Source organism: Hyphobacterium vulgare (genome assembly GCF_042643335.1).
Taxonomy (GTDB): Bacteria; Pseudomonadota; Alphaproteobacteria; order Caulobacterales; family Maricaulaceae; genus Hyphobacterium; species Hyphobacterium vulgare.
In genome coordinates this window covers 117,032-135,487 of the sequence record NZ_JBHRSV010000001.1, presented here as the reverse complement: position 1 = coordinate 135,487, position 18,456 = coordinate 117,032, and the positions used below count along the sequence as shown (strand labels likewise).

The 18,456-nt window shown below is 63.5% G+C and carries 29 protein-coding genes; 14 read left to right on the top strand and 15 right to left on the bottom strand.

The features are described from left to right. The first annotated feature begins 108 nt into the window (after positions 1-108). On the top strand, positions 109-372 hold the full coding sequence (locus tag ACFOOR_RS00715) for a hypothetical protein (protein WP_343163666.1): 264 nt from the start codon (positions 109-111) through the stop codon (positions 370-372). Position 373: 1 nt separating this feature from the next. On the opposite strand, the gene ACFOOR_RS00710 is transcribed toward ACFOOR_RS00715, so the two are convergent. Both ACFOOR_RS00710 and ACFOOR_RS00705 read right to left on the bottom strand, forming a co-directional pair. Continuing rightward, entirely contained in the window at positions 374-982 is a 609-nt protein-coding gene (locus ACFOOR_RS00710; protein ID WP_343163667.1) for a hypothetical protein, read from the bottom strand. Between the two features lie 174 nt (positions 983-1,156). After that, positions 1,157-1,930, bottom strand: a complete 774-nt coding sequence (locus tag ACFOOR_RS00705; RefSeq protein ID WP_343163668.1) for a response regulator — start codon at positions 1,928-1,930, stop codon at positions 1,157-1,159. A 186-nt stretch (positions 1,931-2,116) separates the two neighbouring features. On the opposite strand from ACFOOR_RS00705, the gene ACFOOR_RS00700 reads away from it, so the two are divergent. The 4 genes from ACFOOR_RS00700 to ACFOOR_RS00685 are packed head-to-tail and all read left to right on the top strand — an operon-like array spanning position 2,117 to position 4,830. Beyond that, positions 2,117-2,320 carry a NepR family anti-sigma factor gene (locus ACFOOR_RS00700; RefSeq protein WP_343163669.1) on the top strand — a complete coding sequence of 68 codons (204 nt, stop codon included), beginning with the start codon at positions 2,117-2,119 and terminating at the stop codon, positions 2,318-2,320. Next, positions 2,307-2,903 carry a sigma-70 family RNA polymerase sigma factor gene (locus ACFOOR_RS00695; protein WP_343163670.1) on the top strand — a complete coding sequence of 199 codons (597 nt, stop codon included), beginning with the start codon at positions 2,307-2,309 and terminating at the stop codon, positions 2,901-2,903. The genes ACFOOR_RS00700 and ACFOOR_RS00695 overlap by 14 nt, the downstream gene beginning before the upstream one ends. Beyond that, positions 2,896-4,641 (top strand): sensor histidine kinase, encoded by a 1,746-nt coding sequence (locus tag ACFOOR_RS00690; RefSeq protein ID WP_343163671.1) that lies wholly within the window; start codon positions 2,896-2,898, stop codon positions 4,639-4,641. The genes ACFOOR_RS00695 and ACFOOR_RS00690 overlap by 8 nt, the downstream gene beginning before the upstream one ends. 60 nt (positions 4,642-4,701) lie before the next feature. Next, positions 4,702-4,830 carry an entericidin A/B family lipoprotein gene (locus ACFOOR_RS00685; protein WP_343163672.1) on the top strand — a complete coding sequence of 43 codons (129 nt, stop codon included), beginning with the start codon at positions 4,702-4,704 and terminating at the stop codon, positions 4,828-4,830. A gap of 74 nt (positions 4,831-4,904) precedes the next feature. On the opposite strand, the gene ACFOOR_RS00680 is transcribed toward ACFOOR_RS00685, so the two are convergent. Then, positions 4,905-5,081, bottom strand: coding sequence for a DUF1328 domain-containing protein (locus ACFOOR_RS00680; protein ID WP_343163673.1), 177 nt, complete (start codon positions 5,079-5,081; stop codon positions 4,905-4,907). Positions 5,082-5,129: 48 nt separating this feature from the next. Next, positions 5,130-5,759, bottom strand: coding sequence for a hypothetical protein (locus ACFOOR_RS00675; RefSeq protein ID WP_343163674.1), 630 nt, complete (start codon positions 5,757-5,759; stop codon positions 5,130-5,132). Between the two features lie 175 nt (positions 5,760-5,934). On the opposite strand from ACFOOR_RS00675, the gene ACFOOR_RS00670 reads away from it, so the two are divergent. Then, a complete protein-coding gene (locus ACFOOR_RS00670; RefSeq protein ID WP_343163675.1) occupies positions 5,935-6,108 on the top strand; it encodes a DUF1328 domain-containing protein in 174 nt (57 codons plus the stop codon). A 221-nt stretch (positions 6,109-6,329) separates the two neighbouring features. On the opposite strand, the gene ACFOOR_RS00665 is transcribed toward ACFOOR_RS00670, so the two are convergent. The 3 genes from ACFOOR_RS00665 to ACFOOR_RS00655 form a co-directional block, all read right to left on the bottom strand. Further along, entirely contained in the window at positions 6,330-6,500 is a 171-nt protein-coding gene (locus ACFOOR_RS00665) for a hypothetical protein (RefSeq protein ID WP_343163676.1), read from the bottom strand. Positions 6,501-6,520: 20 nt separating this feature from the next. After that, positions 6,521-6,901, bottom strand: a complete 381-nt coding sequence (locus ACFOOR_RS00660) for a hypothetical protein (protein WP_343163677.1) — start codon at positions 6,899-6,901, stop codon at positions 6,521-6,523. A gap of 130 nt (positions 6,902-7,031) precedes the next feature. Next, entirely contained in the window at positions 7,032-7,787 is a 756-nt protein-coding gene (locus ACFOOR_RS00655) for a Crp/Fnr family transcriptional regulator (RefSeq protein ID WP_343163678.1), read from the bottom strand. A 125-nt stretch (positions 7,788-7,912) separates the two neighbouring features. Between ACFOOR_RS00655 and ACFOOR_RS00650 the strand changes: the two genes are divergently transcribed. From ACFOOR_RS00650 to ACFOOR_RS00630, 5 genes are all read left to right on the top strand, one after another. After that, a complete protein-coding gene (locus ACFOOR_RS00650) occupies positions 7,913-8,074 on the top strand; it encodes a hypothetical protein (protein WP_343163679.1) in 162 nt (53 codons plus the stop codon). Between the two features lie 41 nt (positions 8,075-8,115). Continuing rightward, positions 8,116-9,303: a glutathione S-transferase family protein gene (locus ACFOOR_RS00645; RefSeq protein ID WP_343163680.1), complete on the top strand. Its 1,188-nt coding sequence runs from the start codon at positions 8,116-8,118 to the stop codon at positions 9,301-9,303. A 196-nt stretch (positions 9,304-9,499) separates the two neighbouring features. Beyond that, the gene (locus tag ACFOOR_RS00640) at positions 9,500-10,132 is read left to right on the top strand and encodes a PRC-barrel domain-containing protein (RefSeq protein ID WP_343163681.1); all 633 of its coding nucleotides are present in this window, start codon (positions 9,500-9,502) and stop codon (positions 10,130-10,132) included. A 164-nt stretch (positions 10,133-10,296) separates the two neighbouring features. Continuing rightward, positions 10,297-10,656, top strand: a complete 360-nt coding sequence (locus tag ACFOOR_RS00635) for a glycine zipper domain-containing protein (protein ID WP_236954871.1) — start codon at positions 10,297-10,299, stop codon at positions 10,654-10,656. A gap of 81 nt (positions 10,657-10,737) precedes the next feature. Further along, a complete protein-coding gene (locus ACFOOR_RS00630) occupies positions 10,738-11,841 on the top strand; it encodes an OmpA family protein (protein ID WP_343163682.1) in 1,104 nt (367 codons plus the stop codon). 80 nt (positions 11,842-11,921) lie between these two features. Here ACFOOR_RS00630 and ACFOOR_RS00625 read toward each other — a convergent pair whose 3' ends face one another. From ACFOOR_RS00625 to ACFOOR_RS00595, 7 genes are all read right to left on the bottom strand, one after another. Next, on the bottom strand, positions 11,922-12,608 hold the full coding sequence (locus ACFOOR_RS00625) for a gamma-glutamyl-gamma-aminobutyrate hydrolase family protein (RefSeq protein ID WP_343163683.1): 687 nt from the start codon (positions 12,606-12,608) through the stop codon (positions 11,922-11,924). A gap of 16 nt (positions 12,609-12,624) precedes the next feature. Continuing rightward, positions 12,625-13,956, bottom strand: coding sequence for a carboxylate--amine ligase (locus ACFOOR_RS00620; RefSeq protein WP_343163684.1), 1,332 nt, complete (start codon positions 13,954-13,956; stop codon positions 12,625-12,627). A gap of 16 nt (positions 13,957-13,972) precedes the next feature. Continuing rightward, complete coding sequence (locus tag ACFOOR_RS00615; protein ID WP_343163685.1) at positions 13,973-14,317, bottom strand: hypothetical protein; 345 nt, start codon at positions 14,315-14,317, stop codon at positions 13,973-13,975. A 120-nt stretch (positions 14,318-14,437) separates the two neighbouring features. Next, positions 14,438-14,797 carry a hypothetical protein gene (locus tag ACFOOR_RS00610; RefSeq protein ID WP_343163686.1) on the bottom strand — a complete coding sequence of 120 codons (360 nt, stop codon included), beginning with the start codon at positions 14,795-14,797 and terminating at the stop codon, positions 14,438-14,440. A 9-nt stretch (positions 14,798-14,806) separates the two neighbouring features. Then, positions 14,807-15,103 carry a DUF883 family protein gene (locus tag ACFOOR_RS00605; protein ID WP_343163687.1) on the bottom strand — a complete coding sequence of 99 codons (297 nt, stop codon included), beginning with the start codon at positions 15,101-15,103 and terminating at the stop codon, positions 14,807-14,809. 20 nt (positions 15,104-15,123) lie between these two features. After that, positions 15,124-15,318, bottom strand: coding sequence for a hypothetical protein (locus tag ACFOOR_RS00600; RefSeq protein ID WP_343163688.1), 195 nt, complete (start codon positions 15,316-15,318; stop codon positions 15,124-15,126). A 45-nt stretch (positions 15,319-15,363) separates the two neighbouring features. After that, on the bottom strand, positions 15,364-15,540 hold the full coding sequence (locus tag ACFOOR_RS00595; protein ID WP_343163689.1) for a DUF1328 domain-containing protein: 177 nt from the start codon (positions 15,538-15,540) through the stop codon (positions 15,364-15,366). Between the two features lie 108 nt (positions 15,541-15,648). Here ACFOOR_RS00595 and ACFOOR_RS00590 point away from each other — a divergent pair, with 108 nt between their 5' ends. After that, the gene (locus tag ACFOOR_RS00590; RefSeq protein WP_380213515.1) at positions 15,649-16,665 is read left to right on the top strand and encodes a diacylglycerol/lipid kinase family protein; all 1,017 of its coding nucleotides are present in this window, start codon (positions 15,649-15,651) and stop codon (positions 16,663-16,665) included. Further along, a complete protein-coding gene (locus ACFOOR_RS00585; RefSeq protein ID WP_343163691.1) occupies positions 16,662-17,492 on the top strand; it encodes a metallophosphoesterase family protein in 831 nt (276 codons plus the stop codon). Before ACFOOR_RS00590 ends, ACFOOR_RS00585 begins: the two co-directional genes overlap by 4 nt. On the opposite strand, the gene ACFOOR_RS00580 is transcribed toward ACFOOR_RS00585, so the two are convergent. After that, on the bottom strand, positions 17,470-17,730 hold the full coding sequence (locus ACFOOR_RS00580) for a DUF7218 family protein (protein WP_343163692.1): 261 nt from the start codon (positions 17,728-17,730) through the stop codon (positions 17,470-17,472). The two genes, ACFOOR_RS00585 and ACFOOR_RS00580, sit on opposite strands and share 23 nt — an antisense overlap. A gap of 75 nt (positions 17,731-17,805) precedes the next feature. On the opposite strand from ACFOOR_RS00580, the gene ACFOOR_RS00575 reads away from it, so the two are divergent. After that, positions 17,806-18,453, top strand: a complete 648-nt coding sequence (locus tag ACFOOR_RS00575) for a 2-hydroxychromene-2-carboxylate isomerase (protein ID WP_343163693.1) — start codon at positions 17,806-17,808, stop codon at positions 18,451-18,453. Positions 18,454-18,456 lie beyond the last annotated feature (3 nt).

Here is an 18,456-nt window from a genome sequence, read left to right as displayed (position 1 = left end):
GCCGGACACCATAATCCCCGCTGCCTTGAAGTGAAGGGTGGAACCTGCCCGACGCGCAGGCGTTGTCGCCACGCGTCGATGGCGGCGCTGACGCAACAGGAGCGCCCCATGATCGATCTGCTTGGCTGGTACGCGATGGCATCCGGCATTGCCGCCGCGATCATGATCTCCATCGATGCGGGCCGGCGGATCACCGGGTGGGGGTTTGTCGTCTTCACCACATCATCGCTCAGCTGGATCATTGTCGGCGTGGGCGAGGGGGAGCCGCCGCTCAGCCTGCAGAATGTCGTCCTGACCGGCATCAACCTTCTAGGCATCTACCGCTGGCTGATCCGCAGGAAGAAGACAGCGCCGCAACGTTCCGGCGGCTGAATCACCAGCGCTGATTGAAGACGAAGCCGACGAAATGGTCCTGCTCGCGCCATTCGGACATGCCGGAATTGAAGGACCGCTCCTGTCGGACATAGCTGACCGACACGAAGCGCTCGGGCGACAGCCGCCAGGCCACACCGCCATAGCCGTCCGCGACATCCAGCGAATCCGAGAGGTTCACCACCGGTTGCTGAAAACCGTTCAGGCCCGGCGCGAGGAAGACGGTGCGGCGGTCGACGCCCGCGACAATCGCCATCGAGGGAAAGCGGATATCGGCATTGTCGAACTGGATCGTCACACCGAGCGAGCTGGACTGGCCGGTGCCGTCATTCGGGCGATCCAGACGGGAGAAGGTCGCGAACCGTATCGGCGTTTCGAGCGCGTCACCGTCGACATCGCCCCGCTCGAACAGGTTGAATCGGGCTCCGCAATTGCCTGGATCTTCGAACGCGAAGGATGGTGCGTATTCTCCACCGGCCGCTCGTCCCGAAATTTCTGCGACAACGCCTGTAAGACCGCCAACCGGGACTGGACATTCACTCCGCGCACCGGCTTCCGTCGGGGCGACGGAAAGCTGCAGTGCGGCGGCAATGACGGTCAGCGCGCTCATGATGTGTCTCCAGCCTGTCGTCGAAGCGGCGCGGCAATGACGCGCTTCGCTTCGTCGCCATATCAACGGATGGAGAGGGCTGTTCGTTCCGTGTCCCGGCCTTGTGCTGCATCAAAAAGCAAAACGGGCCGCGTTTCCGCGGCCCGATGCAATCTCGTCCCTGCATTCGTGCGTTCAGGCGAAGAAAAGCGCCTGGCCGATCGCAGCCTTCACGGCATCGGGGAGGAAGGGTTTGGTGATCAGATAGGTCGGTTCCGGTCGTTCGCCGGTCAGCAGGCGTTCGGGGAAGGCCGTGATGAAGATCACCGGGCAGGTATGGGATTTGAGGATTTCGTGCACGGCATCAATGCCCGACGAATTGTCGGCGAGCTGGATGTCGGCAAGCACGAGACCGGGCCTGGCGGGCAGGGCGCGTTCGACCGCTTCCGTCTTGGTCCGGGCTTGCCCGGCGATGTCATGACCGAGGCTTTCGACGATCCGGCGCAGGTCGGCTGCGATGATCGGCTCGTCCTCAATGATGAAGACATTGGTTTTCAGGACGGCGTCAATTTCCTCGCGTGCCCGGTCGGTCAACTGGTCGATCTGGTCGTCGCTGACGCCCAGGATCAGGGCGGCTTCCTTGCCGGAGAAATTCTCCATCGCGGTGAGGAGCAAGGCCTGACGGCTGACCGGCGGCAGCCGGCGCAGCCGGCCTTCCGGACCGGAGCCGGTTTCGCCCTCGTCGTTGGCTGCATCAAGCGTTGCTCCCGCACTGTTCCACACGGCGTGGAACAGACGGTAGAGCGCGACACGGGCCGGGAGCGAGGTGTCGAGCACGCTGCGGTCGGCGATGGCCGCTTCAAGTGCGGCCCGAACATGGGCATCGCCGCTATTTTGCGACCCGGTCAGTGCGCGGGCATAGCGCCGCAGAAATGGCAGGTGCGGCCCCAGCTCATTCACGAAACTCATGCAGTAATTTCCCCGTTCGAATTCGATTATTCCAGTCGGTTTAAACCGGTCAGATGCCGATTGGTTCCCTGACGTGAAAAAAAATTGCACCCTCGTGGAACCCTATGGCCCGGCGGTTGTTATAGGCGCTGAAGCCAGCATTCGTGTGCCAACCGATCGACGAACCACGCCACCATGGACCTCAGTATGACCAAGAAAGCCGAACCAGCCCGGGCGCATCGCGACACTGCAAGTGGCGGAGCTTCGAACCGCACGTCGCAGGACGCGATCGGACGCAGGTTGCGCGAGTTCTACGACGAGGTCGTGAACGAACCGGTGCCGGACGATTTCATGGACCTTCTGTCGAGGCTGGACGAACCTGAAGGGGAGGGCGGCAATGACGGTCGATAATCCGACTGCGTCAGATGCGGCCGTGTTTCGTCAGGATCTGGCTGCGCTGATCCCGCATTTGCGTGCCTTCGCCCGAAGTCTTTGCAACAATGCCAGTGAAGCTGACGACCTCGCCCAGGAGGCGCTGGTCAAGGCGTGGCAGGCCCGGCAACGCTTCGAGCCGGGTACCAATCTCAAGGCGTGGGTCTTCATGATCCTGCGCAATCACTTCTATTCCGAGCGCCGCAAGGCGTGGCGGAAGAACGAGGTCAGCGATGACGGCCTGGAAAGCATGGCGACCATGCCTGCGGGGCAGGAATCGATCATGGAGCTGGCCGATCTGAAACATGCCATGACGTCGCTGCCGCCGGAGCAGCGCGAAGCGCTTATCCTGGTCGGGGCGGGAGGCTTCGCCTATGAAGAGGTTGCCGAGATCTGCGAATGCGCGGTCGGTACGATCAAGAGCCGCGTGAACCGGGCACGTGCCGCACTGACCAAGCTGATGTCGGAACGCCCCAAGACGCGGCGTTCCGGCCATGATGCCCTGAAGGCTGCCGAGGAAATCATCGCCGAGGCCCATGCGCTGGCAGGGGACCGTGGCTGAACCCGAAGGGTCGCGCTTTCAACCGGGGCTGCGCGCGCGACTGCTGGTTCTTGTCGCGCTCGCGCTTTCGCCGATCTTTGTCCTCGCCGCGATCCAGGCCTGGGTCGATGGCCGAAACCAGCAGGAAATCCTGGAACGCGAACTCGCCGCGTCGGCGCGGCTGTTGGCGCACGACCAGGAAGTGCTGATCCGGGGAACCGAGGAGTTGATGATCACCATCTCCTCCATTCCCGAGGTCGCGAACCTCGGTGCCGGATGTTCGAACGCCCTGGCCCGCGTCACCCAGCGCAACCGGGCCTATACCAATTTCGCGGTATTCGACCTCAATGGCGAGGTGCTGTGCTCGGGGAGTCCCACGGGACAGCAGACGAGTTTCTCGGATGCGGACTGGTTTCGGGACGCAGTATCGGAGCAGGACTTCGTGATCAGCCGCTTTCGAATTGGTCCGTCAACCGGAGAACCGGTTCTCGCCACGGCCTTGCCATTCTACCGGAATGGCGAGCTGGCAGGCGTCATGGCGACGGGAATCCGGGTTTCGGTGATCGAGCAACTCGGAATCAGGCGGGACGACAATGAGCAGGGACTGATTGCCGGCATTGTTGATCGCGGCGGGGCGGTGATCACCGAACGCATCCAGTTGCACGTCGACAGTATCGAGCCGGACCTGCTGATGCGGGCGGATGCCGGCGAAATCGTGATCTTCGAGCGCGAGAACCCGGAAACGGGAATGAGGATACTGGCCGTCGCCTCGTTGATCGAGGGCGATGTCTATGTGTTGCTGTCCGCGCCGCGGCCGTCGCTGCTTTCCTGGGCGTTGCTCGATGTGTCGAGCAACTTCATCCTGCCCCTGCTGATGTGGCTTCTGGCGCTTGTCGCCATCTGGATTTCGACCGACCACCTGATCCTTCGCTGGCTATCCTATCTCGGCCGGATTGCACGCCTGTACGGGCTTGGCCGATATGAGATCGTGCCGGTCCGCGCCGAGCGCGCGCCCCGGGAAATCCGGGACCTCGCGCACAGCTTCCAGTGGATGGCATCCCGGATCGCCGAGCGCGATGAGGAATTGAATGATGCGCTGGAGTACAAGCAGACCCTGATCCGGGAAGTACACCACCGGGTGAAGAACAATCTGCAGATCGTCACGAGCCTGCTCAATCTTCAGCTCGGCAATGTCGCCGACCAGGGGGCCGTCATTGCCCTGCGCGAGGCGCAGGCGCGCATCAACGCGCTCGCAATGGTTCACCGCAATCTGTACGAGGCTGAGGATCTCCGGTTCATCCGGATCGAGCCCTTCCTGTCGGAACTGTGTCGGTTGACGCATGAAGCCGGCCCAGGGCCAAACGGAATGGTTCGCCTGGAATTCACAAGCACGCTCAAGGATCGCGTGATCAGCACGGACGAAGCCGTGCCGCTCTCCATGTTCATCACGGAAGCGATGACCAATGCCTACAAGCATGCTTTCCCGAACGGCAATGCGGACAATGTGCTGACGGTCATCCTCAATGAATTCGAGCGCGGCGGCGATGTGTGGATCGAAACCACGGTCACGGACAATGGCATCGGCCTGACCGAGACGGAGCGGAGGCAGGGGGTCGGATCGTCGCTGTTCGAAGCATTCGCGATCCAGCTGGAAGGCGAGTTTGAAGTCGACGGCAAGCCGGATGCGGGCGTGCGGATCACGATCCGCTTTCCGCTCGATCATATCAATCCGGGCGCGGAAGAATCTCCCGCAACGTGAAACCGGAACCGGATCGAACGCGTTTCCTGCCTGGTAGTTCAAAACCGAAAGGCAAGATCCATGAACAAGCTGCTCTCTCTTCTCTTCCTGTCCCTGTTCGCGATCACGATCGCCGGCTGCAACACGGTGGAAGGTGCCGGCGAGGATGTCGAGGATGCCGGTGAAGCCGTGCAGGACGCTGCCGACTAGGCGCCGGCACAGGTTCAACGAAAAAGCCCCGCTCAAGCGAGCGGGGCTTTTTTATCCGGCGCGAAGCTGCGGCGTCAGACCCTCGGCGTTCCGCCCCTCACGAGGCGAATGACCAGCGAGATGACGAACAGGATCAGGAAGACGACGAACAGGATCTGGGCGATGCCGACAAAAGTCGACGCAATGCCGCCAAATCCGAATACGGCCGCGACGAGCGCGAGAATGAAGAACAGAATGGCCCAACTCAACATGGGGATCTCCTTTTGGGTCTGGGATGGGGCGGGGTTCCGGGTGGGAGGTCAGATGTCCACGGAAAGCCTGATCACCCGCTCCGAGGCGACCCAGCGGGCATGCTCTGCGGGCCAGGTATGGCGGGTGGTGCGGGCGGTGAACCAGTTGCCGGAGCGCTGCACGGTGACCAGTGCGCGGATCGTTCCGGTTTCGTCGGTTTCGACATCGACCAGCCGGCCGAGCGGGGTGCCACTGGCGGATTCCAGTTCGGCGCCTGCGAGCACGCCTTCGCCAACGCGATTGACGGGCAGACCTGAGGTTCGCGCGATGTCCCGCGCGTCCTCGGCCGCCCAGTCGCGCATCACTTGCAGACGCGCATCGGCGATCAGCGTGTTGGCGCCGCGATCGTAGGAAAGACGGTCGACCGGTTGGGTGAGGGTGAACGGATCGGTGGTCCAGCCGGCACGCCAGCGAATGTCCAGCGCCTCGACCTGTCCGTCCGAGTCAAGGTGGACGCGTTCCACCGTTCCGACTGCGCGACCGTCGACCTCGGTGATGCGCGCTTCGAAAAATACATTTCCATTCAGTCCGCGCGCCGCTTCGAGCGCGGCTTCGTGGTGCGGCAGGAAGGACGGGGCAGATGCGCCGAAAAGAGTCGCGGCGGCGATGGCGCTACCCGCTTGCCAGATGCGTTGCATGTTCACGACTCCTTGTTGAAGTTCGTGACCGGAACGCTCGGAGCGGGCAGTTGTTCCGCGTAATGTGACCGCCGTCAGGCGAAGTGATGGCCATGGATTGCCCATGGAACCCCGGGAGCGCCGGCGTGTTGTTCCGGAGACGGTTTACGGACCCGGATCCCCGATGGAGACTGACATGCTCGAACTGATGCTGCTTTTCATCATCATCGCGCTGATCGCCGGCTATTTCGGCTTCTTCGCCTTGTCCGGCACGGCGGCGATGGTGGCTCAAATCCTGTTTTTCGTTGCCATTGCGCTGATCATTCTGCGCGGCGTCGGCGACGCGATCCGAGGACGGCCTCCGGTGTGATCCCGGATGCAACGCCGCTCATCGAGAAATGCGCATCCGGATTCGGGTGCGCATTTTTCGTTGAATATCTTGCTGAGCTGCGAAGCCGATTCCGGCCCGATTTTTTTTCTGAATTTCACCGGAACCAATTCTGCAGACAGGGCGTTCTTCAATCGTCCGGCTGGTAGAGCGCCTGTCCCCCCCGTTGGATCCCTCCGTCCTCGCTCTACCGGCCGGACACCTTATTCCGGCTTGCCGGTTTTTCCTTTCCCGACATCGTCGTTTTCAAGCGCCTGGCCAAGCCGCTCGTCCGGCTCGAGCCGGTTCAGGATGTCCCTCCCCAGACGGCGTATCGCCTTGCGTGTCGGAGAATTCTTCGGCGTCTTCCGCGAACACCCGCACGTCTCGTTCATCGTTCAAGTCACCCTTTCTTCTATCTTGTCCGGTGGGGAAGCGTCCCGCTGAGCCGTGCCACGGCGCGATCAGCGCGGGCTTCGAGCACGTCCGCAGGAACATTCGACGCCGCGCTCGCCAGGTCGGGGGCGAACTCCTCGACCACCAGCAGGCAGGCGGCGAGGCGTTCGTCGTAGGGAAGGGACCAGAAGGCGGGGAGAAGCTGGAGGTCGTCAACACCGGTGCTGTTGAACAAAGGCACCACATCGAGGGCGCGGGCGTCCTGCTCGAGGCCGGCGGCGGCCGCAGCATAAAGCAGGCGTACGACGGCGGACTGGTCGCGCGCTTTCCGTAACCCGCAGCGGCATTCCTCCAATGCGGTCAGAAGGACGGCGTCAGCGCGGGCCGCATCGGCGATCATCAGCCTGGCGAAGCGCCGGAGGCGGGGGATGATGTGCAGGGCAAATTCGAGAATGACGCTCTCCCGCGCGTGGGTTTCGCGGGAAAGTGCGGCGCGGGCCGGTGGCGCGCGCTAACCTATGATACGGCACTCATGCCATTGAGCCGCGTCCGTCATTGAAACGGACCTGTCCCAATGGGCGTGCGTCGAGGTGCAGGTAGTGGCTGTCGAATCCGGCGATCGACGCGAGCGATTCCGGGTCCAGAATTCGCAGGTGGGCGTTCGTGGCGACCAGCCCCATACGGCGCATTGCCGAGACCGTCCGCGACACGTGGACCGAGGACAGGCCAACCGCGTCGGCGATCAGCTGCCGGCTCAACGGCAGCGCAACGGGGTCCTCCGGATCGGCATTGCCGGTGAGGATCAGCCTGCGACGCAATTCGAAAAGCAGATGCGAGATACGTTCGATCGCATTGCGCCGGCCGACCCGCACGATGTGTTCGCGGAGAATGCCTTCCTCCTGGACGGCTGACCACCAGAGCGCCGAGCTCAAGGCCGGGTGGGCCGAAACGACACTGAGAAATTCCGGAGTCGGGATCGAGCGCACCTCGCACAGCGTGATCGTTTCGATGCCGTGGTCCGACTTGGAGTCGATCATGGCTTGCAGGTCGAAGACGTCTCCGGGCAGCAGGAAGTTGATGATCTGCCGCCGTCCGTCTTCCAGCAGGCGCTTGCGGATTGCCCAGCCTTTCTGGATGACGTGAAAACGGCGAATGACCTCGCCTTCGCTGATGATCGTCTTGCCGCGCGGCATCTGTTTGAGCACGTGCGGCATACCGATCAGCGCCGCCTCGGAAGGCCGCGGCAAATCGACATAATTCTTCAGACGGGCAAGCAGGGCATCCATCGGTCCGACTCCTCGATCTGTGGAGGACGTAACGCGGGTCGGCGGGCCGGGTTCCCCGATTCGAATTTTCTCGCGCGGAACGAAATTCAGGTCGCAGCGTTTCCAAGGCCGACAAGGAGGCTGTCATGAACGCTCGCAAATCGAATATTCGCCCGGTCCACCTGGCGCTGGCCGGTCTGGCAGTCGTCATCATCGTTCTGGCCGGATTGCTCTGGAAGGAAAGCCGGACCGAGCGCGTCGAATTCTCGTTCGGTGGCCAAACGGTCGAGGTCGAAGCGGAGGGCTAGGTGCCCGCGAGGCGCCCGAAGCCTGCAAGGGAGCAAGACCCATGCGGCACTATCGATTGATCACATCCCCAGAGTCGATCGCGAGCCTGAAGATGAGGCTCTACCTCCAACGGCGGAATATCGCCTTCCGCGAAGTATCGGCTTCGCGCCTGATCCTGAAGAGCGAGATTCTGCCGCGTTTGAAGCGGATCGACATCCCCGTGCTGGTCACGCCTTCAAACGAGACGGTGCAGGACACGCGCGCGATGATCGATCATCTGGAATCGCGTGAGCCCGGTGACGGTCTCCTGCCTGACGACAGTGAGGGGCGAATTGCCAATCGCCTGATCGAGATGTTCGCGGATGACTGGCTGTCGCCCACCGCGTCCTTCGCGGTCTGGTCAGCCGAAAGCCCGGCCGCAGCCACCGAGCTGGCGGCGACACTCTACCCGGAGCATGAGGATGACATGCGGGCGCGGGTCTCCCGCCGGCTCCATGCCCAGGTCCGGGCGCGGCTTGGCCGGCAGGGTCTGATCGACAAGACCTGGCCGTCGCGCGCTGCCCGGATCGGCGACCTTTCGGCATTGCTCGAGCGCCATTTCGAGGTGTCGCCCTTCCTGCTTGGCGGCCTGCCTTCCATTGCCGATTGCGCGTTGGCCGCGCCGTTCCAGTTTCTCTGGAACGAAACAGAGTTCGGGATCGAATTGCTTTCGCGATTGCCGCGCCTGTCGCGGTGGATGCACGCCATGCACGGCGGCTCAGTCCGTCCCGCGGAGGCGTCCCGATCCACCGTCAACGAAGCGACGCTCCTGCCCATTTTGAGGTTTGCAGCTGAACAGACCCTGCCGCATGCCCTCGGTGCATGCGAGGCGGTCGCTGACTGGGCCGGAGCCCATCCCGGCCGGATCAATCTGCCTCGATCGGTTGGGAATTCCGCAGCAAAGCGCGACCCCGAAAAAGTGTCGCGCGAGTACGCGCCAGCGACGGCCTGGATGCTGCAGCGCCTGCTCGATGCGCTTGATGACGCGGCCCCTGCCGCATTCGAACTGATCGATGCGAGCGGCTGCGGCATGCTGGAGCGTTACCGGCCGCGCCGCACATTGCGTCATGAACATCACCGGTTCCGTCTCAATATCGATCCCGATCCCGATGCGGCCGCAATCGACGTCCATGCGCTGGCCGAACCGTTGCTCAAGGCCCGCAACCGTGCCGTCGAAACCCGTGATCTCGAACGGCTCGTCCTGGGATGACCCGGAGACAATCGTGACCAAGTCGGGGTGGCGGTGCCCGATTGCCGCCACCTTCCCGAACGCGTTGTTATTGCTCTTGTATTTGTCGTGAAATCGGCTGCTCACGTGCGGAACTCTCATCGGCGCGCAGCGTTCTTGTCCTGAATGCGTACTGCATTCCGGATGGAGATCCCGAGAAGCAGATGGAGACACAGATATGAAACGCTTCCTGATTGCCACCACGATGCTGGCTTTCTCTGCCGGTCCGGCGTTCGCCGCTGATCCGCAGGTCACACCCGAGGACAACCAGACTCCGCCGGTGACGTCCGACATGCCGGAAACCACCGATCCGATCCTTGATGAACCGATCCATGACGACGACACGACCTATGACGAAATGGATTCCGATGAGTCCTGGAATGAGTCGGAGTCGGACGAGTCCTGGGATGAGGCCGAGCTGCAGAATGGCTTCACCGATGATCACGACTGGATCGACACGGCGGTCTTCGGATCGGCGGGTACCGAGCTCGGCAATGTCGAGCGCGTGCGTCTCTCCGACGCCGGTGAAGTCGAGGCGATCGTGGTCGAAACCGGCGGTGTTGCCGACGTCGGCGGCCGCGAGGTCCTGATCGAAAACGGTGAGTTCGAGCTGGTTTCGAACCTCGAAGACGACAACACGATCAACCTGATGATCGACGCCGAGGGATTTGCGGCGCTGCCGGACTTCGATGAAGATCTCGCATCGGATTATCCGCTGAGCGATGACGACGCCTTCGACGGTGTCGACGAAGAGGCGAACGACGATGCCGATCCCCTCGAGGACGATGAAATCGCGGATCCGTCGCTCTAAGCGCGGCTGACGCGGATTCCGACTGGAAGCGGCGCGGTTTGCGCGCCGCTTCCACACTTCCCGTTTCGAGAGATTGCATCCCGGCGTTCAGTTCCGTTTTCGGGAGGGAACATTCAGCGACGGCGTGCGTTTGATCGGAACGAATGACCAGAAGGAGTTCTCCCATGCGACGCTTCCTGCTTATCGCGAGCCTGGCCCCGGCAATGGCCCTGACCGCCTGCGCCGGCTACGAAAACACGACGCGTGACGCGGTCGTCGGCGGTGCCCTCGGCGCTGCAGCGGGTGCCGCGATCGGCAACAATACCGGTTCCGGCGATGCCGCCACCGGCGCGGCGATCGGCGCCGCTGTCGGCGCAGCGGGCGGCGCGGCCGTCGGTTGCCAGCGCGACGGGGTCTGCCCCTGGAGCCAGAACAACAACCGGCATTCCGAGCTGTACTACGACAGCCGGGCGAACCGGTACTACTACGTCAATAACGGTGACGGTTGCACCTATTGGCGCAACGGCGAATTCCGCGGCTGCTAAGGCCGGAATCGCGAGAACCAATCAATCACCATACGCGTCCTGCCGGCATGACCGGCGGGACGCGCCCATGGAGGGGATGCAATGAAAAAATATCTTATGTCCGCCGCCGCAATCGGTCTGGCGCTTTCCGTCCCGGCATTCTCGGCGGCCCATGCCGATGAAGGCTGGTATGGAAGCCTGTCGGTCGGCTATGGCGGCCCGAGCGATGCTGACGTCAATCTCGCCGGCACTGCTGATCGCGAAATCCAGGGCGAGTCCAATTGGCGTGAAGCCTTGGCCTTTGGCTACGCCTACGACAATGGCTGGCGTTGGGAGATCGAAGGCGCCCACCGCTACAACGACACCGGCTCGATCGGCGCGTTCGAGGACTCGGCCAGCGACTTTCATATCTGGTCGGCGATGTTCAACGCCTATTACGATTTCAACCGGGACGGCTGGATCCAGCCCTATCTCGGCGCGGGTGCCGGTTACGGCCAGGTCAGCGGTTCGCTGGCTGGCTGGGCCACCGGCTCGCGACCCGTGCCGAACGCCGGGCCGTCCGATACCCGCTATGTCGTCGCGCGCGACGATGATGGGACTTTCGTCTGGAATCTGATCGCCGGCGTCGGCTGGGCGATGGGCGACAACTGGTATCTCGATACGCAGTACCGCTATTTCGGAACCGGCGAGACGCAGTTCCAGAACACCGATGTCAGCTCGCTGAACGGTCACGAGGTCTGGTTGGGTCTGCGGTATGTGTTTGCGGCTCCGCCGCCGCCTCCGCCTCCGCCGCCCCCTCCGCCGCCGCCGCCGCCACCTCCTCCGCCTCCGCCCCCTCCGCCGCCGCCTCCGCCGGCACCGGAGTGTGACGATGTCGGTTTCGTGGTCTATTTCGAGTGGGATCGCTCCGATATCACCGACCAGGCCCGCACGGTGATCAACCAGGCCATCGACCAGGCCCGGACCTGCGGAGTGGCCAGCGTCCAGATCGACGGTCACGCCGACCGTTCGGGTGCGACGTCCTACAATGTCGGCCTGTCGGAACGCCGCGCCCGCGCGGTTCGCGACGAACTGGTCCGGCTTGGCGTGCCCGCCAACGGCATTTCGCTTCAGGCCTTCGGCGAAAGCCGTCCCGCTGTCGAAACGCCTGACGGCGTGCGTGAGCCGCTCAATCGCCGCGCCGAGGTCCTGATCGACCTGCGATAGGTGGTCGATCGTTCAAATGGCGACGTGAAACGGCCCGGGGTTCGCCCCGGGCCGTTTTTATTGATTGCCTCAAGAAGGATTCAGCGGCACGCCGATACAAACGCCCGGAAGACCGCGCGCATGTCACCGCGATAGATCATCAGTTCCGGGTGAAACTGCACGCCGAGCACGAAGCGATCATCGTCTGCCTCGACCGCCTGGATCCCGCCATGCGATTCCCGCGCTGTGACGCGCAGTCCATCGCCGGGTTGGCGCACCGCTCGCCGGTGCAGTGAATTGACCTGCAGGCGGGTCGCTCCGGTGATCGATGCCAGACGGGACTCAGGTTCGATGTCGATCGGCTTTCGGTACAGCGCGTAGCCGACCGGCCCGGAAGGATAGGTTTCGAGCACGTCCGGATCGATCGACTGGATCAGATCGCCGCCACGCGACACGTTGAGCAACTGGCAGCCGCGGCAGATCGCGAGGACCGGAAGTTCCATTTCCCAGGCCTGGCGCGCCCAGGCCATTTCAAGCGCGTCACGTGCATTGTCGTAACGGCGGGCCGGATCGGTGCTGCCTTCGTAGAGGTGGGGATTGACGTCGAGGCCGCCGCTGAGCAACAGCCCGTCAATGTCGCCGGGCGCACGGGGCAGGGTGGGTGTGACCTTAACCGGTTTGCCGCCGGCGAGCCGGACTGACAGGGCAAGGGACAGGAAGACGAGCCAATCCTGGCCGTCGGGTTTGGTGATTCCGATCCGGGGTGTCTGCCGTTCCCGGCCTGCCAATGCCTAATATCCTCGATCAGCCATTCTTCAGTTCCGGCGGAAGCTTTCCGTGCCGGATCAGCGAGCTTGCAACGAACAGGGCTCCGAGCGCCGCGCCGGGATCCTCAGGCGGAATGAAGTCCACTGCAGAATTCTTGCCCTGCTTGTGTGCGTCCATGACCGATTTGACCAGATGGGCGAGCGCAGGGGCATCAAAGGTGGCCTTCGCCAGATCGGTCAGGCGTTCGAATGTGCCGCGGTCGTCATCCTTTGCCTCGGTCAGGTTCTCCCAGGCCTGATGCAGGCGATGGGGATAATCTTCGTGGGCAGCGGCGTCCTGCGCGGCTGCCAGGAACCAGAAGAAGGGCACTTTTGATTTGCGGCCGATCTCGGCCTCGCGTGGTTCGTCGCAGCGGCCTTCTGTTGCGAGCTGATACCACAGCCAAGGGTATTCAATGCCGCTGGCTATGGAATGAAACAGTCCGGCCCAGAAACGGGCATTCACCTCGATCAGGCACGGGCGTTCATCGCGATTGCCGGTCCAGCGATAGTCGATCTCGCACACGCCATTCCACCCGAGCGTTTTCATCAGGGCGCGGGCGTCCTGAAGGAAGGGGGTATCGTCCACCGTTTCGCGCAATACGCCGGCACCGGTGCCTTTCGGAAAGGCCTGAAGATTGCGGTAGGCCATGTGCGCGACGATCTCGCCGTCTTGGCACAGAACGCAGACGCAATAGTCCTCGCCTTCAACGAATTCCTGGAGGATGGGGAGCGGTTCGTTTCGCGAGCGTTCGTCGAGATAGGCTGAAAGCGCTTCGCGGTCCTCGTGACGTTCAATGCCGCGCCCTCCCACGCCTTCGACTGGCTTCGTCAGGGCGGGGAAGGGAATCCCGGCGATCGCCGCCTCGACATCGTCGTGTCGCTCAAGATTGACTGCGACCGGCGCGCGGACGCCGGCGCGTTCGGCGGTCTCGATCAGCCGATCCTTGGGCTCGACGCCGGAGATCGCCTCGTGCGGCGGGGCCGCCACGGTGATCACGCCTCGGAACCTGTGGGCGTTTTGTGAGATCACACGGGTTTCCCGGAAGACCGGCATCAATACGTAGGGACCGTCATCCTCCGGGGCGTGGGCCTCTGCAATGGCCACCAGATCGTCGATGAAGCCCTCCGGGTCCTCGTCGGGGTCGCGATACACCGCGTAGTCGCGGCAATAGCGCGAATGCTGGGTCACGGTCATATCGATCGTGTCGCAGCCGATCACGTCGACATTCCGGTCGCTCAGCACCTGCGCGGCCGAGAGCGTCATGAGACTGCGTCCATAGGTCAGGATGACCCGGCCACGCGGTTGGCTGGAAGTGTCGTCATTCATGGGGATGTATCCGGAATCAGGCGCGGATCTTGGCCGCGGCGGGCAGAGGGCTGTCAGGCAGGGTGGTCCGGAGGACGCGTGCAATCGTGGCCGGGCAACAGCGCTCGGCAAGGAGCAGCGTGGCGTCGAACGGGCTGAAATGCGTGCGCAAGTTCCGAACCGTGCTCGCCACGCTCGGACTGGCACTGATCAGGGTCACCAGGCCGGCCGCGAGCACGACCGCGCCAAAGGGCAGGGGCGTTACCGCGATCGTGACACCCAGAAGGGTCAGCAGCCCGCCTGCCGCCAGAGCGGTGATGCGCGCGGCTTCGCCGATCCACCAGACACCCGGACGGCGCGAATATGCAGTCACCTGTTTCATGCCGGATAAACGCCTGGCGCGATCGGCAAGTTCCCGGTTCTGTGCGCAAGGCGATGACGACCGACATAAATCACCCCGCCATCGGGCGGGGCGATTCCTGTGGATGAAAGCCCTGCCGTGTCAGAGGAAGCGCCGGATGGCCAGCATGGCGAGGCCGGGATGGCGGGCCAGCAGCGCGCCAAGGCCGACCATGACGCTGATGCTTTCGAACGGGCGCCGGGTGATCGCGGCTTCGGCGATGGCCAGCAGGCCACCCGATTGTGACGACTCCGGCTCCTCCGCCACGGGTGGTTCGGACTTGTCCAGGATCAGGGCGATCACAGCAGAAACGGACGCGATCAGAAGAAACGCAATCGCCACGATCATGCTGGCGAAGCTCGCCCCCCAATTGGCCTCGAGCCATGTCCAGAGGGCGTGCGTCCCAAAGATGATCGCGACGATCGGCCCGGCCAGGGCGATGACGAAAAGAAGACCCCGCATCATTCCGGCCTAGCGGCGCAGCATCAGGGCTCCGAGAAAGCCCGCGCCGAGCGCGATGCCGCACGCGGCGAACGGGTTTTCGCGGATCATCTCGCGGGTGCGGTCCTCGGTCTGCTCGACCTGCTTTCCCGCCTTTCTGGCGAGCTTTTTCGTCGAATCGACGCCTTGTTCGACCTCGGCCTCGGCCAGACGCGCCAGATCTTCGACGAGCTTGTTCACGTCCTTGCGAAGGGCAGAAAGGTCCTTCTGGATGTCAGCCATTTCGGTGTCCTCTGTTGTCGCTTTGGCAGCGGGTTGGCGCGCCATCGGTTTCCTCCATTGTCGGCTTAGCGGCGGCCCGGCTCGTCGTCGGTGGTTTCATCGACGTTCTCGCCGGCTTCCTCGAACGTGTCGGTGTCTTCGCCAGTCACGTCCTCGACGGCTTCGTCGACATCCTCGCCGGCATTTTCGGCCGGACCGTCATTGCAGGCGGCGAGCAGGGCGGTGGACAAGATGGTGGCGGCAAGGGAAGCGTATTTCATCGTTCAGTCTCCTGGTGCGTTCGGTTTCGGTTTCGCTCTGTAATGTCAGACGGGCGGGCCGCGGCCGCGCAGGGCACCGCCCAGCGCCGCGATGATCGCAATGACGAGGAAGACGAAGAACAGGATCTTGGCGATGCCGGCAGCGCCGGCAGCGATTCCGCCGAAGCCGAAAACGGCAGCGATCAGCGCAATCACCAGAAAAATAAGGGCCCAACGGAGCATTCCGTTCTCCTTTGTTCTGACCGGACGGGAGTGCCCGGTGTCCAGGGCTTCAACGTGCGCTGTTCGGAAAAGTTCCTGCCCGACTGCCGGGGATCGGAACTAAAATTCATGCGCTTGCGTTTGCTGCGGGACCTGACGCACCCCTGCGTCGACCACAGACGGACGGATCGTTTGCCGATCAAAGCAGACATGACGGGCCCGCTCGCCGGGCCGGGAACGCACGCCCCACGGCACAAGGTCGCGCTAATCGTGAATACGCGCAGCGGCAGCCTGGTCGACGCCGATTCCGAAGCGGCCATCCGATCGCTCGTCGAGGCGTGCCGGTCCCAACTGATCGATGTGTTCGAAGTGGCCGACGATTTTGAAGCCGCCTGCATCGCCGCCCATGAGTGCGGCGCCGACGCCATTGCCATCGCCGGCGGGGACGGCACCGCCCGGTCGGTGATGCAGATGTTGACAAAGCGCGGCTGCCGCGCGGCGCTGGTCCCGCTGCCGCTTGGTACGGCGAACATACTGCCGCACCGGCTCTATGGTGACCGGGATGCCGAGACCATCCTGTCCGAACTCGAGACCTACCGGGCCGACGACATCGATGCCGGACTGGTCAACGGGGAGTATTTCATCGTGGCGGCCGCGGTCGGATTCCCGGCGGTGATGGGACGGGCGCGCGAAGCGATGCGCCCCGGCGGCCGCCGCGACGCACTCTGGACGACCTGGCGCCGGATGCGGGTTGCGTTCAAGCACATGTTCATTCCGAGGATCCGGTTCAAAATGCGATCGGGTCGAACCGTCACGCGATTTCGCGCCAGCGGGGCGTTTTTCGCCGTCAATGATTCCCTGTCCGGATTCGCCGGGATCGATCCGCCCGGCGCACGAACGCCGGTGCTGCAATGCATCGCGTTCAGGCTGCGCGGGATGTGGGATTTCTTCGGTCTCGGTATCGAGGCCCTGGTCCGGGGTTTGGGTCACAGCCGGAGAACGCGCATACTTGAAGGCGAACGGGTCGTGATGACGTCGCGGCGGGCGCTTCCCGTCATGCTCGACGGAGAGCCGGGCTTCGCCCACCACCATGCGCGCATCCGCGTTGTGCCAGAAGCCGTAAGGGTTCTCAGACCGCCGGAATGACCCGAATACTTCACATTGCCGATCTTCACTTCGGCCGCGAACACCGTCCGCTCGTGGATGCGTTCACCGGCTATTGCCTGCAGAATCCGCCCGGCCTGATCGTGGCGACGGGGGATTTCACGCAAGGCGCGCGTCGCCGGGAATTCGCCGCCGCCCGGCAGTTTCTCGACAACTTGCCATCGCCCGTTGTGGGAGCGCCGGGAAATCACGACGTGCCGTCGCGGGCGCTCGACCACCGCTTCTTCACGCCATGGCAGCGCTTCGAGCGGGTTCTGGGGGGCCGGATCGACCCGCGGATCGAAACCGAGACCGTGCTCGGAGAAACGCTGCATACCGCGCGACGGGCCCAGATGCGGCTGGACTGGTCGCTCGGCCGGGTCTCGCGCACGGATGCTCTTGTCCTGTCACGAAAACTCGAAAACGGTACGCAAGCGATGAAATTCGTCGCCTGTCATCATCCCCTTCTCGCGCCGGGCGGTGCCCGGGGGCGTGCCCGAACGAAGCGCGGAGAGGATGCGGCGGAAATCCTCGCCGGGGCCGCCGATCTCGTCCTGTCGGGTCACCTGCACCAGACCTTCGCCCTGCCGATGGCGGGGCAGAGTCATGTCTGCTGGTTCGTCGGGGCGTCGACGACGTTTTCCGAGCGCACGCGGGACGAGCCGTCCGGATTCAATGAAATCCTGATCGAAGCGGACCGGATGGAACTGATCCATCACGAGAGCCGGGATGCGAGCCGCTTCGTTCCGGCACGGCGTTTCGAACTCCCGCGGCGGCCCGGCGATCACACGCCGAAGGCGGTCGATCTCAATGAACCCGCAACGCGGTGATCAATTCGTCCTTGGACATGTCCGACCGGCCGTCGATGCCGATCTCCTGCGCCTGGTCATAGAGTTCGTCCTTCGACCATTGCTCGTAAGGCGGGTTTTGCCCGCCTGTTTTCGACGGTTGGTCGCCGGCCGCCCTGGCGTTGGCGATGCGGGCGGCCTTTTCCTTGCTCATTCCGTCATCGCGCAGCTCGCCATAGAGCTCATCATTCTTGATTGATGATCCATGGTTCTTGGCCATTGTTTCAACCTCTCTTGATTCAGACGCACTGTGCGCCTTCAGTGAGGGAATGAATGGACAGGCGAGGGGGTTCCCATGAGCGAAGCCGAGACGCGTGAAGGTGTGGACGTCTACTGGTCCTTCCGGTCGCCCTATTCCTATCTCGCCACAAAGCGCCTGCGGGCGATGGCGGCGGCGCGCGACATTCCGATCCGGCCGCGCCCGGTCTATCCGCTGGCTGTGCGCGAACCCGGCTTCTTCAAATCGGTCCGGCCGCAATGGGTGCCGTATCTGATCACTGACGTGGTGAGGCTGGCGGACTATCTCGGCCGCCCCATCGGCATGCTCGACCCGGACCCGATCGTGATGGACCTGGCGACCGGAGAGGTGGAGGCGCAGCAACCCCATATCGGGCGGCTGACCCGGCTCGGCGTGCTGGCGGCCGAACAGGGCGAAGCGCGGGGCTGGGCCTTTCTCGATGCGGTTTCAAGCTGCATCTGGTCGGGCCAGGCGTGGACGAAGGGCGGCGTGCTCGCCGATGCTGTCGCAGCCGAAGGGTTCGACCTCGCCGTGATGGACAAGCAGCAGGCCGATGAGAGCGAGCGGCTGGAAGCGGTCATAAGTGCCAACGAGACCGAACAGGCGAAGCACCATTGGGGCGTGCCGCTGATGGTGTGGCGCGGCGAAGCCTTCTTCGGACAGGACCGCCTCGACCTGCTCGAATGGCGGCTCGACCGGGCCTGAAGT